Genomic DNA, 12697 nt, shown 5'->3' with positions numbered 1-12697 from the left:
CAAGCCTGCGTTCGGCCAGCGTGGTTTAACGGGGCGCCTGAGATCAAGATCAAAAGCCAGATCAAGATCAGGAGCGGCTCGCTTCGCATCGTGGTTACGGTTGGGCGCTGCTGAGTTGTGTAGATACCTATGCCTCGATGAGGGTGTGTCAGCTACAGATAAGCTGGCTGACACACCGCTATCGGGGGCAAGCCCCCTCCCACATTTGGATCTTTACCTATTCGGGCATCAACTGCTGGCGACACTCCAGCACCAGCCGCGCGCCGCCCAGTTCGCTGGTGGCCACGTCCAGCTTGAAGCCGTGCAGGTTGATGATCGCCGCGACAATCGACAGGCCCAGGCCGAAACCGCCTTGCTGATCACTCTCATCGACCCGATAGAAGCGCTGGAACACCGACGCCCGTTCGGCCGCAGGAATCCCCGGCCCGGAGTCGAGCGCTTCGATCCGTGTGCTGCCCACATCATTGACCGCGCGCAGGATCACCTTGCCGCCCGGCGGGGTGAACTTGATCGAATTGCTCAGCAGGTTGGCCAGGGCCTCGAACAGCAGGGCGCGGTCGCCGGTGATCCAGGGCAGTGAGTCCGGGGTCTGCAGCAGCAGTTCCAGCTCGCCTTCCTCGGCCAGGGGCAGGTAGAAGTCATGCAGCTCGCGCAACAGTGGCAGTGGGTCCATCAGCAAGAAACCCGAACGCCGCTGGTGGTCTTCCAGTTCCGAAATCCGCAGCAGGCCGCGAAAACGCGCCATCAGTGTGTCAGTTTCGGCAATCGCGTCATCGAGCTTTACCGCATGGGCCGAGTCTTCCTCCGCTTGTTGCTTGATGCGGTAAAGCTGCGCACGCAAGCGCGTCAGTGGGGTGCGCAGATCGTGGGCGATGTTGTCGCACACGCCCTTGACCTCGTTCATCAGCTTCTCGATGCGGTCGAGCATGGCGTTGACGATGGCCGCGAGCATGTCCAGCTCATCGCGCCGGTTCGACAGCGGCAAGCGGTGCGTCAGGTCGCCGGCGACGATGGCCTCGGCGCTCGCCTGAATGCCGCGAATGCGCCGCAGTGGGCGACGGCGCAGCAAGTGCCAGCCGGCGATGCCCGGGAGGATGGTCAGCGACAGCGCCCACAGCAGGGCATGCCAGATGATCCGGGTCACGCCGAACAGTGAGCCGTTGGCGCGCACCAGCACCAGCCAGCGTCCGTCTTCGGTGTGGGTGGCCACGGCATCGCAGCTGTCCTTGGGCAGTTTCGGGTCGTCGGAATCGACACAGTTGGCCAGGGCGTGGATCTTGCCATCGAGCGGCAAGTCGGGCGGCACGGCGCGGATCGGCCCGCTCAAGGGACGAAACTGTTCGTCGAACAGGCCGTAGGCATCCACGCCTTTCATGTCGAACGTCATGCTGGTGGTCAGCGCCTCCACCAGTTCTTCACCGTCGAAGCGCTGGAACAAATGCTGGCGCTGCATCAGCGAATGGCGTGACAGGTCGCTGAGGTAGCCCGACACCTCGTAATACAGCACCCCCATGAGGATGCAGCTCCACGCCACGAACAGCGAACTGTACAGCGCCAGCAACCGACTGCTGGAAGAGCGCCAGCCTTTAGAGGGGTTCAGCAATGACATATCCCGAGCCTCGTACCGTGCGAATCAGCGGCGTGAGGCCCGGCGGGTCGATTTTCTTGCGCAGGCGACCGATGTGCACGTCGATCAGGTTGGTGCCGGGATCGAAGTGATAGCCCCAGACTTCCTCGAAGATCATCATCCGCGACAGGATCTGCCCGGTGTTGCGCATCAGAAATTCCAGCAGCTTGTACTCGGTGGGCAGCAGGCTCAGCGGCTGATCGGCGCGGCTGGCTTCGCGGCTGATCAGGTTCAGTTCGAGGTCGGCCACGCGCAGGGCGGTCTCGAATTCCTTGACCGTGCTTTTACGTCGCAGCAGCACCTCGACGCGGGCGGCCATCTCATCGGACGCGAAGGGCTTGGTCAGGTAGTCATCGCCGCCGGCGCGCAGGCCGCGCACGCGTTCGTCCACGTCGGAGAGGGCGCTGATCATCAGGATCGGCGTCGATACGCCGATGGTGCGCAGGGTGGTGACGATGGCCAGGCCATCGAGTTCGGGCAGCATGCGGTCGAGGGTGATCAGATCGTAATCACCACTGACGGCACGGACCAGGCCTTCGCGGCCATTGTCCACCCAGTCTACGTCCAGTCCATGGCTACTCAGCTCGGCGACGATCTCGCGGGCCGTTACGGCGTCATCCTCGATGGTCAAAATGCGGGTCATAGGATTACCTGGTGAGCGTTCACACTAGAAGTGGGGACATTTTGCCAAGAAGTTGCTGAATGTTTCCTAAATAAAACTTCATCTAGGGGTAGGGCAGTTTGTCAATTCTTACCCGACACACCGCAATCGGGGGCAAGCCCCCTCCCACATTGGGTGTTCAACAGGAGAATGCATAACGCCCGCTCTCTACAGGCCATTCTTGCAACTTGCATGATTTTAAGAAGTTCAATTTAGTTAAGTTGTTGAAATATAAGGATTTTATTTTTTGCCTGGGCTGGCACGCTGCCTGCACTGTCCTTTTTGAGACTTGTAACACTATTTTTCATGCCTGGAGCAAAACAACAATGATCACATCCTCATCCACGCTGCAAGAGTCAAGCGCGCTCTCCGGGGTTTCCTGGGGGGCGATTTTTGCTGGGGCCGCGGCCGCAGCCGCACTGTCCCTGATCCTGGTGCTGCTGGGTTTCGGCCTGGGCTTTTCGGCGGTGTCGCCGTGGGCCGACAGCGGCATGAGCGCCAAGGGGCTTGGCATTTCCACGATTGTCTGGCTGGCATTCACCCAAATCGTTGCGTCGGGCCTGGGCGGTTACATTGCCGGCCGGTTGCGCGTGAAGTGGGCCAATATGCATGGCGATGAGGTGTACTTCCGTGACACCGCACACGGCTTCCTGGCCTGGGCGGTCGCGACACTGATCACCGCGATGCTGGTGGTCGGTTCGGTCAGCAGCGTGGTCAGCGGCGGCGTCAAAGCCGGTGCCAGCGTTGCATCGGGCGCCGCCAGCGGCATGTCCCAAGCCGCCGGCAGCATGGCCAAGGGTGCCCACAGCGGCGACTTCGGCTACTACGTCGACAGCCTGTTCCGCGACGACCGCCCTGCAGCCGTCGGCGATGACGCCGCCCATGCCGTGGTCGGTCGCATCTTTGCGCGCACATTGAGCAATGACGGCCAACTGGCTCCGGAAGACCGTACCTACCTGGCCCAGTTGATCAGCCAGCGCACCAACCTCAGCCAGGCCGATGCCGAGGCACGCATCGACAAGGTCTACGGCGATGCCCGTAAAGCTGTCGAAGACGCCAAGGTCAAAGCTAAGCAAGCCGCCGACACCGCTGCCAAAGTCGCCGCCTACACCTCGCTGTGGACCTTCGTCGCGCTGCTGATCGGTGCCTTCTTCGCCAGCTTCGCCGCCACCTTCGGCGGTCGCCGCCGGGATGCCGTGGTGTACGTCGAAACCGAAAACTACATTCGTTAAATCAAGGAGAACATGATGCGCTCATTACTGCTGTGGTTCCTCGGCGTGCCAATTCCGCTGATTATCCTGATCGCCATTTTCATGCACTAAACCTGAGCCTGACTCTGGCTCAATGTGGGAGGGGGCTTGCTCCCGATAGTGGAGTGTCAGTCAGCCGATTCGGCGACTGACACCCTGCTATCGGGGGCAAGCCCCCTCCCACATTTGGTTGGCGGTGAACCAGCCTTAGTCGTCGAACCCCACCTGCTCGTGAATCTCGTCCACCTTCAACTCCAACCGATACGCCACTGCAATGAACAATGCCTGGCACAGGCACAGCGTGGCGCTCAGTGAGCGGAAGGCGAACGAGGAGCCTTCATTGACCAACAGCACCGCGTTCGCCCGCTTGGCCAGGGGCGACAGGTTGCTGTCGGTGATAATCAACGTCTTGGCCTGGTGATGCTGGGCGATGCGCAGGCAGTGCTGGGTCTCCTTGCCGTAGGGCGTGAAGCTGATCGCGATCACCAGGTCATTGGCGCGCACGCTGCGCATCTGTTCGCGATAGCTGCCACCCAGCCCCGAAACCAGGTGAATGCGCTTGTTGGTGTGCTGCAGGTTGTACACCAGGTAGTCGGCCACCGCGAATGAGCGGCGTACGCCGACCACGTAGATATTGTCGGCATTCACCACCAGGTCCACGGCCTTGTCGAAGGCCGCGTCGTCAAGCTCCAGCCCCAGCCGTTCGATGCCGGACAACGTGGCGTTGACGCACTCGCGCGCCAGGTCGCCGCCGCTGGCCTTCTGCGACTTGTTGGCGATCATGCTGCGGATGCGCTGCTGGTAGTTCTGCACCGGCGTGGTCTTGTGGGTATACGCCTCGCGAAACAACGCCTGCATCTCACTGAACCCGCTGAAGCCGAAACGCTGGGAAAACCGCACGATGGCCGAGGGGTGCACTTCGCATTCGCGGGCGATGTCGCTGATGCGGTCGACCATGATTCGGTCGCTCTGCTGGCTCATGTAGCTGGCGATGCGCTTGAGTTGGCGCGGCAGGCTTTCGTATTCCTCGGTAATCAGCTGCAACAGGCGTTCGGCATTGATCGCAGGGCTGGCGATTGGATCTTCCAGGGGGGTCTCGGGATCGGTGCGGGACATGGGCAATCCTTCTGGCGTGTTCGTCTGATGCGCTGATGAGTGGCGCAAGTCTACAGGGTAGGCACAAAAAAATACCTCGGCATCACGGCCTGCGCGGGCTGCTGAAACGATGCACGAAGGCTGTCACCGCATTATGTCGGCTTATTGGAAAAAATATTCCACTAAAAATAATTATGGAATAAATATTGATTGCCGCCGCCGGACGTTCTAGTCTGCTCCCACCAAAGAGCGTTTGCCGTCGCCACGGCGGCACAGCGCAGGCTGATAAAAATAACAGGAGCCAGCATGGGCCAGACTCGTTTTGCCAGTGGGCGTCAATTGGATCTGATTTGCCTCGGACGCCTGGGCGTCGACCTCTATGCGCAGCAAGTGGGGGCGCGGCTTGAGGACGTGTCCAGCTTTGCCAAGTACCTCGGCGGTTCCTCGGCCAATATCGCCTTCGGCACGGCGCGGCTGGGGCTCAAGTCAGCGATGCTCAGCCGGGTGGGCGACGACCATATGGGCCGCTTCCTGGTGGAATCCCTGGCCCGTGAAGGCTGCGACGTCAGCGCCATCAAGGTCGACCCGGAACGCCTTACCGCCCTGGTGCTGCTCGGTCTCAAGGACCGCGAAACCTTCCCCCTGGTGTTCTACCGCGAAAACTGCGCCGACATGGCCCTGCGCGCCGAAGACGTCAGCGAAACCTTTATTGCCTCCAGCAAGGCGCTGCTGATCACCGGCACGCATTTCTCCACCGACGGCGTGTACAAGGCCAGTATCCAGGCGCTGGACTATGCGGCCAAACACAACGTCAAACGCGTGCTCGACATCGACTACCGCCCGGTGCTCTGGGGCCTGGCCGGCAAGGCCGATGGCGAGACCCGTTTCGTTGCCGACCAGAACGTCAGCCAGCATGTGCAGAAGATCCTGCCGCGTTTCGACTTGATCGTCGGCACCGAAGAAGAATTCCTGATTGCCGGCGGCAGTGAAGACCTGCTCGGCGCCTTGCGTACGGTGCGCGCACTGACGCCCGCTACCCTGGTGGTCAAGCTCGGACCGCAAGGCTGCACGGTGATTCACGGCGCTATTCCCGAACGCCTCGAAGACGGTGCGATCTACCCCGGCGTGCGCGTGGAAGTGCTCAATGTGCTGGGCGCCGGCGATGCCTTCATGTCGGGCTTCCTCAGCGGTTGGCTCAACGACGCCACGGATGAGCGTTGCAGCCAGTTGGCCAATGCCTGCGGCGGCCTGGTGGTGTCGCGCCATGCCTGCGCGCCGGCCATGCCGACGCCTGCCGAGCTTGAGTACCTGTTCAATAGCCCGGTGCCGATCACCCGGCCTGACCAGGACGCGACCCTGCAACGCCTGCACCGCGTCAGCGTGCCGCGCAAAACCTGGAAGCAGCTGTTCGTGTTCGCCTTCGACCATCGCTGGCAACTGGTCGACCTGGCCCAGCGCGGCGGCCAGGATCTGGCGCGCATCAGTGCGATCAAGCAATTGTTTATCCAGGCCATCGAACGCGTGGAGCGCAAGCTGGGCGAGCAGGGCATCGAAGCTGACGTGGGCCTGTTGGCCGACCAGCGTTTCGGCCAGGATGCACTCAACGCCGCCAGCGGTCGCGGCTGGTGGATCGCGCGCCCGGTGGAGGTACAGAACTCGCGGCCGTTGGCGTTCGAACACGGCCGCTCCATCGGCAGCAACCTGATTACCTGGCCTGCGGAACAGGTCATCAAGTGCCTGGTGCAATTTCACCCCGACGACGAGCCGCTGCTGCGCCTGGAACAGGAAGCGCAGCTCAAGGCGCTGTACGAGGCGTCCATTGTCAGCGGCCATGAACTGCTGCTGGAAGTCATCCCGCCCAAGGATCATCCCTCCACCTATCCCGACGTGCTCTACCGCAGCCTCAAGCGCCTGTACAACCTGGGCATCTACCCGGCGTGGTGGAAGATCGAGGCGCAATCGGCCGAGGACTGGAAAAAGCTCGACGAGCTGATCGAAGAACGCGACCCGTACTGCCGGGGTGTGGTGCTGCTGGGGCTGAATGCGTCGGCGGAATTTCTCGCCGACGGCTTCAAGCAGGCCAGCCAGAGCACCACCTGCCGAGGGTTTGCCGTGGGCCGCACGATCTTCCAGGAACCGAGCAAGGCGTGGATGGCGGGGGAGATTGATGATGAGACCCTGATCCAGCGTGTCCAGGCCACCTTCGAACAGCTTATTACCGCCTGGCGCAGCGCGCGGAATTAAATCAGATCAAATGTGGGGGGGGCTTGCCCCCGATGGCGGTAGTTCAGTTAGAGAAGTGTTGTCTGACACGCCGCTATCGGGGGCAAGCCCCCTCCCACATAAAGCAGATTTTCAGTGTTAGTTGAAAACAATAAAAGGTGCAGCCATGCCCGCAATCCGAATTGGCATCAACCCGATCTCCTGGAGCAACGACGACCTGCCGGCGCTGGGCGGTGAAACGCCGCTGAGTACCGCGCTGAGCGAAGGTAAAGAGATCGGCTACGAAGGGTTTGAACTCAACGGCAAATTCCCCAAGGACGCCAAAGGGGTCGGCGACGTGCTGCGCCCCTATGACCTGGCGCTGGTCTCCGGCTGGTATTCCAGCCGCCTGGCGCGGCGTTCCGTGGCCGAGGAAATCGAGGCCATCGCCGGCCACGTCGAGTTGCTCAAGCACAATGGCGCGACGGTGCTGGTGTATGGCGAAGTGGCCGATTCGATCCAGGGCTCACGCGTCCGTCTGATCGAGCGCCCACGCTTTCACAGCGAGCAGGCGTGGCAGGCGTACGCCGACAAGCTCACCGAACTGGCGCGCTTTACCCTGTCCCAGGGCGTGCGCCTGGCCTACCACCACCATATGGGCGCCTATGTCGAATCCGCCGAGGATATCGATCAGCTGATGCGCCGCACCGGCCCGGAAGTCGGCCTGCTGTTCGACTCGGGCCATTGCTACATGGGCGGCGGCGAGCCCCTTGAGGTGCTGCGCAAACATATCGAGCGCATCTGCCATGTGCATTTCAAGGACGTGCGCAAACCCGTGGTGCAGCTGGCGCGCAACCAGATGTGGAGCTTTCCCGACTGCATCGTCAACGGCACCTTCACCGTGCCCGGCGATGGCGATATCGATTTTGCGCCATTGCTCGATGAGCTGTTGGCCGCCGGTTACGCCGGCTGGCTGGTGGTCGAGGCCGAACAGGACCCGGCCGTGGCGCCCAGCTATATCTATGCGAAAAAAGGCTATGACACGTTGCGAGCATTGCTCGACGAGAGGACTTAACCATGAGCTTGCTGGTCAAGAGTAACAAGCGCGGGCAAACCATGGTCGCCCTGGAAGCGGGGCGGCTGGAGTATGTGGGTTTCAGCGCTTATCGCCTGAGCCTGGGGGAGACGCTGCCGGTCAGCGCCGGCGACCAGGAGCTGTGCCTGGTGCTGCTCAGCGGCCGGGTGAATATTGAAGGCGAGGGCTTCGACTGGCAGAACCTGGGGGATCGTCAATCGGTGTTCGAGGACAAATCCCCGTTTGCCGCCTACCTGCCGCCCGGCACCGACGCCAGGGTCACCGCCTTGAGTGACGTACAGATCGCGGTGTGCGCCGCACCCGGCGCGGGCGGTTACACACCGCGCCTGATCCGCCCGCAACAGTGCAAGCGCAGCGTGCGCGGCAAAGGCGCCAACACCCGCTACGTGTGCGACATCCTGCCCGACAGCGAGCCGGCGCATTCATTGCTGGTGGTGGAAGTGCGCACGCCGTCCGGGCATTCGTCGAGCTACCCGCCGCACAAGCACGATACCGATGACCTGCCGCACCAGAGCTTTCTGGAAGAGACCTATTACCACCAGATCAATCCACCCCAGGGCTTCGTATTCCAGCGCGTGTACACCGACGATCGCAGTATCGACCAGGCCATGGCCGTGGAAAACAGCGACCTGGTGGTGGTGCCCAAGGGTTATCACCCGGTCAGCGTGCCGTACGGCTACGAGTCGTATTACCTGAACGTCATGGCCGGCCCCAAGCGTGCCTGGCATTTCCACAACGACCCGCAGCACAGTTGGCTGCTGGACCTCTGAAACGGTTTCGCACGGAGAACAACAACAATGAAGTCGCCGCTACGCTTTGCCCTTAACCGGATGGTCGCACCCAACCTGTCCCTGCCGGATTTCATCCAGTTGGCCGCGTCGCTCAAGTGCGATGCCATCGAGATCCGCAATGATCTCAAGGACCGCCAGATCGAATACGGCACGCCCGCCAGCCGCGTGCGCGAGTTGTGCGCGGCGCAGGGCATCACGGTGCTGTCGATCAACGCGCTGTATCCGTTTGACGTGTGGAACGATCAACGCCGGGCCCAGGCAATCGAGCTTGCCACCTATGCCCGTGAATGTGGCGCCCAGGGCCTGGTGATGTGCCCGTTCAACGAGCCGGGCGACACGCGCACCGATGCCCAGCGCGCCGCCGGTTTGCGCACGTCGCTGAGCGAACTGGCGCCGATCCTGCGCGAGTACGGCATCCTCGGCTTTGTCGAACCCCTGGGCTTCGAAGAGTCTGCCCTGCGCCGCAAGCGCGTGGCGGTGGACGCGATCAAGGCCATCGGCGGCCTGGATGTGTTCCGTGTGGTGCACGACACTTTCCATCACCATCTTGCCAACGAGCATGAGTTCTTCCCGGAACTCACCGGCCTGGTGCACATCTCCGGCGTGGAAGATGCCGACGCGCCGCTCAACGCGATCCGTGACGGCCACCGCGTACTGGTGGGCGAGGGCGACATCCTTGGCAATGCGGCGCAGATCGACACCTTGCTCAGTACCGGCTACAGCGGCTACCTGTCGTTCGAGCCGTTTGCGAGCAGCGTGCATGAACTGGCGGATATCCAGCAGGCCTTGGGGGCAAGCATTGCCCACCTGAAAAAAAGTTAAGGGGCGCGACATGACCACCACCCGACTGACCATGGCCCAGGCCCTGGTGAAGTTCCTGGATAACCAATACATCGAAGTCGATGGCGTGCAGAGCAAGTTTGTCGCCGGCGTGTTCACCATTTTCGGTCACGGTAATGTGCTGGGTCTCGGCCAGGCGCTGGAGCAGGACAGCGGTGACCTGGTGGTGCACCAGGGCCGCAACGAGCAGGGCATGGCCCACGCCGCCATCGGCTTTGCCAAACAGCACCTGCGCCGCAAGATCTACGCGTGCACCGCCTCGGTGGGGCCCGGCGCGGCGAACATGCTCACCGCTGCGGCCACCGCCACGGCCAACCGCATTCCGTTGCTGCTGTTGCCCGGCGATGTCTACGCCAGTCGCCAGCCTGATCCGGTGTTGCAGCAGATCGAGCAGTTTCATGACCTGAGCATCAGTACCAACGACGCTTTTCGCTCGGTCAGCAAATACTGGGACCGCATCAACCGCCCGGAGCAATTGATGAGCGCGGCGATCCACGCCATGCGCGTGCTTACTGATCCGGCGGAGACCGGCGCGGTCACCCTGGCGCTGCCCCAGGATGTGCAGGCCGAAGCCTGGGACTACCCGGATTATTTCCTGCAAAAACGCGTGCACCGCATCGAGCGTCGCCCGCCGACGCCCGCGATGCTTGACGATGCATTGGCCGCCTTCAAGGGCAAGCGCAAACCGCTGATCATCTGTGGCGGCGGGGTGAAGTACTCCGGCGCGAATGCTGCGCTGCAAGCCTTTGCCGAGCGCTTCGATATCCCCTTCGCCGAAACCCAGGCGGGCAAGAGCGCGGTGGTGTCCAGTCACCCGCTGAACGTCGGCGGCATTGGCGAGACCGGTTGCCTGGCGGCCAACCTGCTGGCGCCCGAGGCGGACCTGATCATCGGCATCGGCACCCGTTATACCGACTTCACCACCTCGTCCAAATCGCTGTTCAAACAGGCCGAGGTGACGTTTCTCAACCTCAATATCAGCCCGTGCGATGCGTTGAAGCTCGACGGCGTGCAAGTGCTGGGCGATGCCAGGGGCGCCCTGCAAGCCCTGGCCGATGCCCTGGGCGATTACCGTGCCGGTTGGGGCGAGCAGGTGCGCGACGCCAGGGCGCAACTGGACGCCGAAGTGGACCGGGTGCATCAGGTTGAATACCAGGGCGATGATTTCGTCCCCGAAGTCGATGACCACCTGGACCGCGCGGTCCTGCGCGAATTTATCGAACTGACCGGCTCCTGCCTGACCCAGAGTCGCGTACTCGGCGTGCTCAACCAGACCCTGGCCGACGACGCCATCATTGTTGCCGCCGCCGGCAGCCTGCCCGGCGATCTGCAGCGCGCCTGGCGCAGCAAGGGCGTGAACACCTACCACGTCGAATACGGCTATTCGTGCATGGGCTACGAGATCAACGCCGCCCTGGGCGTGAAGCTGGCCGAACCGGGCAAAGAGGTGTACGCGCTGGTCGGCGATGGCTCCTACATGATGCTGCATTCGGAACTGGCCACCTCGATCCAAGAGCGCCGCAAGATCAATGTGGTGCTGCTCGACAACATGGCTTTCGGTTGCATCAACAACCTGCAGATCGGCAACGGCATGGACAGCTTCGGCACCGAGTTCCGCTACCGCAACCCCGAGAGCGGCAAGCTCGACGGTGGCCTGGTGCCGGTGGATTTCGCCATGAGCGCGGCGGCGTATGGCTGCAAGACCTACAAGGTCAGCAGCGTGGAACAGCTTGAAGCGGCGCTGGCCGATGCACGTACCCAAAGCGTGTCGACCCTGATCGATATCAAGGTGCTGCCCAAGACCATGGTCCACGGCTACCTGTCGTGGTGGCGGGTGGGGGTGGCGCAGGTGTCCACCAGCGAACGCACCAACGCCGCCGCAAAAAAACTCAATGAACAACTGGCCAAGGCCCGGCAGTACTAATAACAAGAGGAGTGCATGTATGTCGTTGAAGCTTGGAGTGATCGGTACCGGTGCCATCGGCCGTGACCATATTCGTCGTTGCAGCCAGACCCTGCTCAACAGCCAGGTGGTGGCGGTCACCGATATCAACCTTGAACAGGCCGCCAGGGTGGTGGCCGATTTGAAGCTGGACGCCGAGGTGTACCCGGACGGCCACGCGTTGATCAACTCGCCGCAGGTGCAAGCGGTGCTGGTGACGTCGTGGGGGCCGAGTCACGAAGAATTCGTGCTCGCCGCCATCGCCGCCGGTAAACCGGTGTTCTGCGAGAAACCCCTGGCCGTGACCGCCGAAGGCTGCCGCCGCATCGTCGACGCCGAAGTGGCGCACGGCAAGCGCCTGGTGCAGGTCGGTTTCATGCGCCCCTACGACGAAGGCTACCGCGCCTTGAAAGCGGTGATCGACAGCGGCCAGATCGGCGAGCCGCTGATGCTGCACTGCGCCCATCGCAACCCGACGGTGGGCGAGAACTACAAGACCGACATGGCGATTACCGACACCCTGATCCACGAACTGGACGTACTGCGTTGGCTGCTCAACGACGACTACGTCTCGGTGCAGGTGGTGTTCCCGCGCAAGACCAGCAAAGCCCTGGCGCACCTGCGCGACCCGCAGATCGTGCTGCTGGAGACCGTCAAGGGCACGCGTATCGACGTGGAAGTGTTCGTCAATTGCCAATACGGCTACGACATTCAATGCGAAGTGGTGGGGGAGAGCGGCATCGCCAAATTGCCGGAGCCTTCACAGGTACAGATGCGCAGTGGAGCGAAATTGTCGAACGCGATTCTGATGGATTGGAAGGACCGGTTTATCGGCGCCTATGACGTCGAATTGCAGGCATTCATCGACAGCGTGCGCGCCGGGCAAGTGGGCGGACCGTCGGCCTGGGACGGCTACGCGGCGGCAGTGGCGGCGGATGCCTGTATCGAAGCGCAGGGCAGTGGACAGATTGTGCCGGTGAGCCTGCCGGATCGCCCGCATTTCTATGGCTGAACCACTGGAGAAACGCGGTTAAAAATGTGGGAGGGCGCTTGCCCCCGATAGCGGTGGATCAGTGACAAGAGTAGTTACTGGCACACTGCCGTCGGGGCATAGGTACCTACAAACCACGATGCGAAGCGAGTCGCTCTTGATCTTGATCTGCTTTTGATCTCAGGCGCCCCGTTAAACCACG

10 protein-coding genes are annotated in these 12697 nt (G+C 62.1%); 7 read left to right on the top strand and 3 right to left on the bottom strand.

Annotation, left to right across the window (positions count from 1 at the left end; translation table 11 throughout):
- Window positions 1-217 precede the first annotated feature (217 nt).
- Together BFP90_RS06915 and BFP90_RS06910 are read right to left on the bottom strand one after the other, a co-directional pair.
- Window positions 218-1609 carry a sensor histidine kinase gene (locus tag BFP90_RS06915; protein WP_065896322.1) on the bottom strand — a complete coding sequence of 464 codons (1392 nt, stop codon included), beginning with the start codon at window positions 1607-1609 and terminating at the stop codon, window positions 218-220.
- A complete protein-coding gene (locus BFP90_RS06910) occupies window positions 1587-2270 on the bottom strand; it encodes a response regulator transcription factor (RefSeq protein WP_010564812.1) in 684 nt (227 codons plus the stop codon). Before BFP90_RS06910 ends, BFP90_RS06915 begins: the two co-directional genes overlap by 23 nt.
- A 344-nt stretch (window positions 2271-2614) precedes the next feature.
- On the opposite strand from BFP90_RS06910, the gene BFP90_RS06905 reads away from it, so the two are divergent.
- Window positions 2615-3520 (top strand): hypothetical protein, encoded by a 906-nt coding sequence (locus BFP90_RS06905; protein ID WP_065892997.1) that lies wholly within the window; start codon window positions 2615-2617, stop codon window positions 3518-3520.
- Window positions 3521-3745: 225 nt separating this feature from the next.
- Here the strand turns inward: BFP90_RS06905 and BFP90_RS06900 are convergent, their stop codons facing one another.
- Window positions 3746-4654: a MurR/RpiR family transcriptional regulator gene (locus BFP90_RS06900; RefSeq protein ID WP_065885216.1), complete on the bottom strand. Its 909-nt coding sequence runs from the start codon at window positions 4652-4654 to the stop codon at window positions 3746-3748.
- A 285-nt stretch (window positions 4655-4939) separates the two neighbouring features.
- On the opposite strand from BFP90_RS06900, the gene iolC reads away from it, so the two are divergent.
- The 6 genes from iolC (at window position 4940) to BFP90_RS06870 (ending at window position 12516) form a co-directional block, all read left to right on the top strand.
- A complete protein-coding gene (gene iolC, locus BFP90_RS06895; RefSeq protein ID WP_065896321.1) occupies window positions 4940-6877 on the top strand; it encodes a bifunctional 5-dehydro-2-deoxygluconokinase/5-dehydro-2-deoxyphosphogluconate aldolase in 1938 nt (645 codons plus the stop codon).
- A gap of 145 nt (window positions 6878-7022) precedes the next feature.
- Window positions 7023-7910, top strand: coding sequence for a myo-inosose-2 dehydratase (iolE, locus tag BFP90_RS06890; protein ID WP_065896320.1), 888 nt, complete (start codon window positions 7023-7025; stop codon window positions 7908-7910).
- Window positions 7911-7912: 2 nt separating this feature from the next.
- Window positions 7913-8701 carry a 5-deoxy-glucuronate isomerase gene (gene iolB / locus BFP90_RS06885; RefSeq protein ID WP_065893000.1) on the top strand — a complete coding sequence of 263 codons (789 nt, stop codon included), beginning with the start codon at window positions 7913-7915 and terminating at the stop codon, window positions 8699-8701.
- Window positions 8702-8728: 27 nt separating this feature from the next.
- The gene (locus BFP90_RS06880) at window positions 8729-9544 is read left to right on the top strand and encodes a TIM barrel protein (protein ID WP_065896319.1); all 816 of its coding nucleotides are present in this window, start codon (window positions 8729-8731) and stop codon (window positions 9542-9544) included.
- A gap of 10 nt (window positions 9545-9554) precedes the next feature.
- On the top strand, window positions 9555-11486 hold the full coding sequence (gene iolD / locus BFP90_RS06875; RefSeq protein ID WP_065896318.1) for a 3D-(3,5/4)-trihydroxycyclohexane-1,2-dione acylhydrolase (decyclizing): 1932 nt from the start codon (window positions 9555-9557) through the stop codon (window positions 11484-11486).
- A 19-nt stretch (window positions 11487-11505) separates the two neighbouring features.
- Entirely contained in the window at window positions 11506-12516 is a 1011-nt protein-coding gene (locus BFP90_RS06870; protein WP_065896317.1) for a Gfo/Idh/MocA family protein, read from the top strand.
- The last annotated feature ends 181 nt before the right edge of the window (window positions 12517-12697 follow it).

The sequence above is a fragment of the Pseudomonas sp. 24 E 13 genome (assembly GCF_900004715.1).
Classification (GTDB): Bacteria; Pseudomonadota; Gammaproteobacteria; order Pseudomonadales; family Pseudomonadaceae; genus Aquipseudomonas; species Aquipseudomonas orientalis_A.
Note: the sequence above shows the minus strand (reverse complement) of the source record. Positions and strands in the feature narration are given on the sequence as shown.

Coding starts and splice junctions, on each gene's coding strand:
- BFP90_RS06915 (WP_065896322.1), bottom strand. CDS start 1,609: ATGTCATTGCTGAACCCCTCTAAAGGCTGGCGCTCTTCCAGCAGTCGG.
- BFP90_RS06910 (WP_010564812.1), bottom strand. CDS start 2,270: ATGACCCGCATTTTGACCATCGAGGATGACGCCGTAACGGCCCGCGAG.
- BFP90_RS06905 (WP_065892997.1), top strand. CDS start 2,615: ATGATCACATCCTCATCCACGCTGCAAGAGTCAAGCGCGCTCTCCGGG.
- BFP90_RS06900 (WP_065885216.1), bottom strand. CDS start 4,654: ATGTCCCGCACCGATCCCGAGACCCCCCTGGAAGATCCAATCGCCAGC.
- iolC (WP_065896321.1), top strand. CDS start 4,940: ATGGGCCAGACTCGTTTTGCCAGTGGGCGTCAATTGGATCTGATTTGC.
- iolE (WP_065896320.1), top strand. CDS start 7,023: ATGCCCGCAATCCGAATTGGCATCAACCCGATCTCCTGGAGCAACGAC.
- iolB (WP_065893000.1), top strand. CDS start 7,913: ATGAGCTTGCTGGTCAAGAGTAACAAGCGCGGGCAAACCATGGTCGCC.
- BFP90_RS06880 (WP_065896319.1), top strand. CDS start 8,729: ATGAAGTCGCCGCTACGCTTTGCCCTTAACCGGATGGTCGCACCCAAC.
- iolD (WP_065896318.1), top strand. CDS start 9,555: ATGACCACCACCCGACTGACCATGGCCCAGGCCCTGGTGAAGTTCCTG.
- BFP90_RS06870 (WP_065896317.1), top strand. CDS start 11,506: ATGTCGTTGAAGCTTGGAGTGATCGGTACCGGTGCCATCGGCCGTGAC.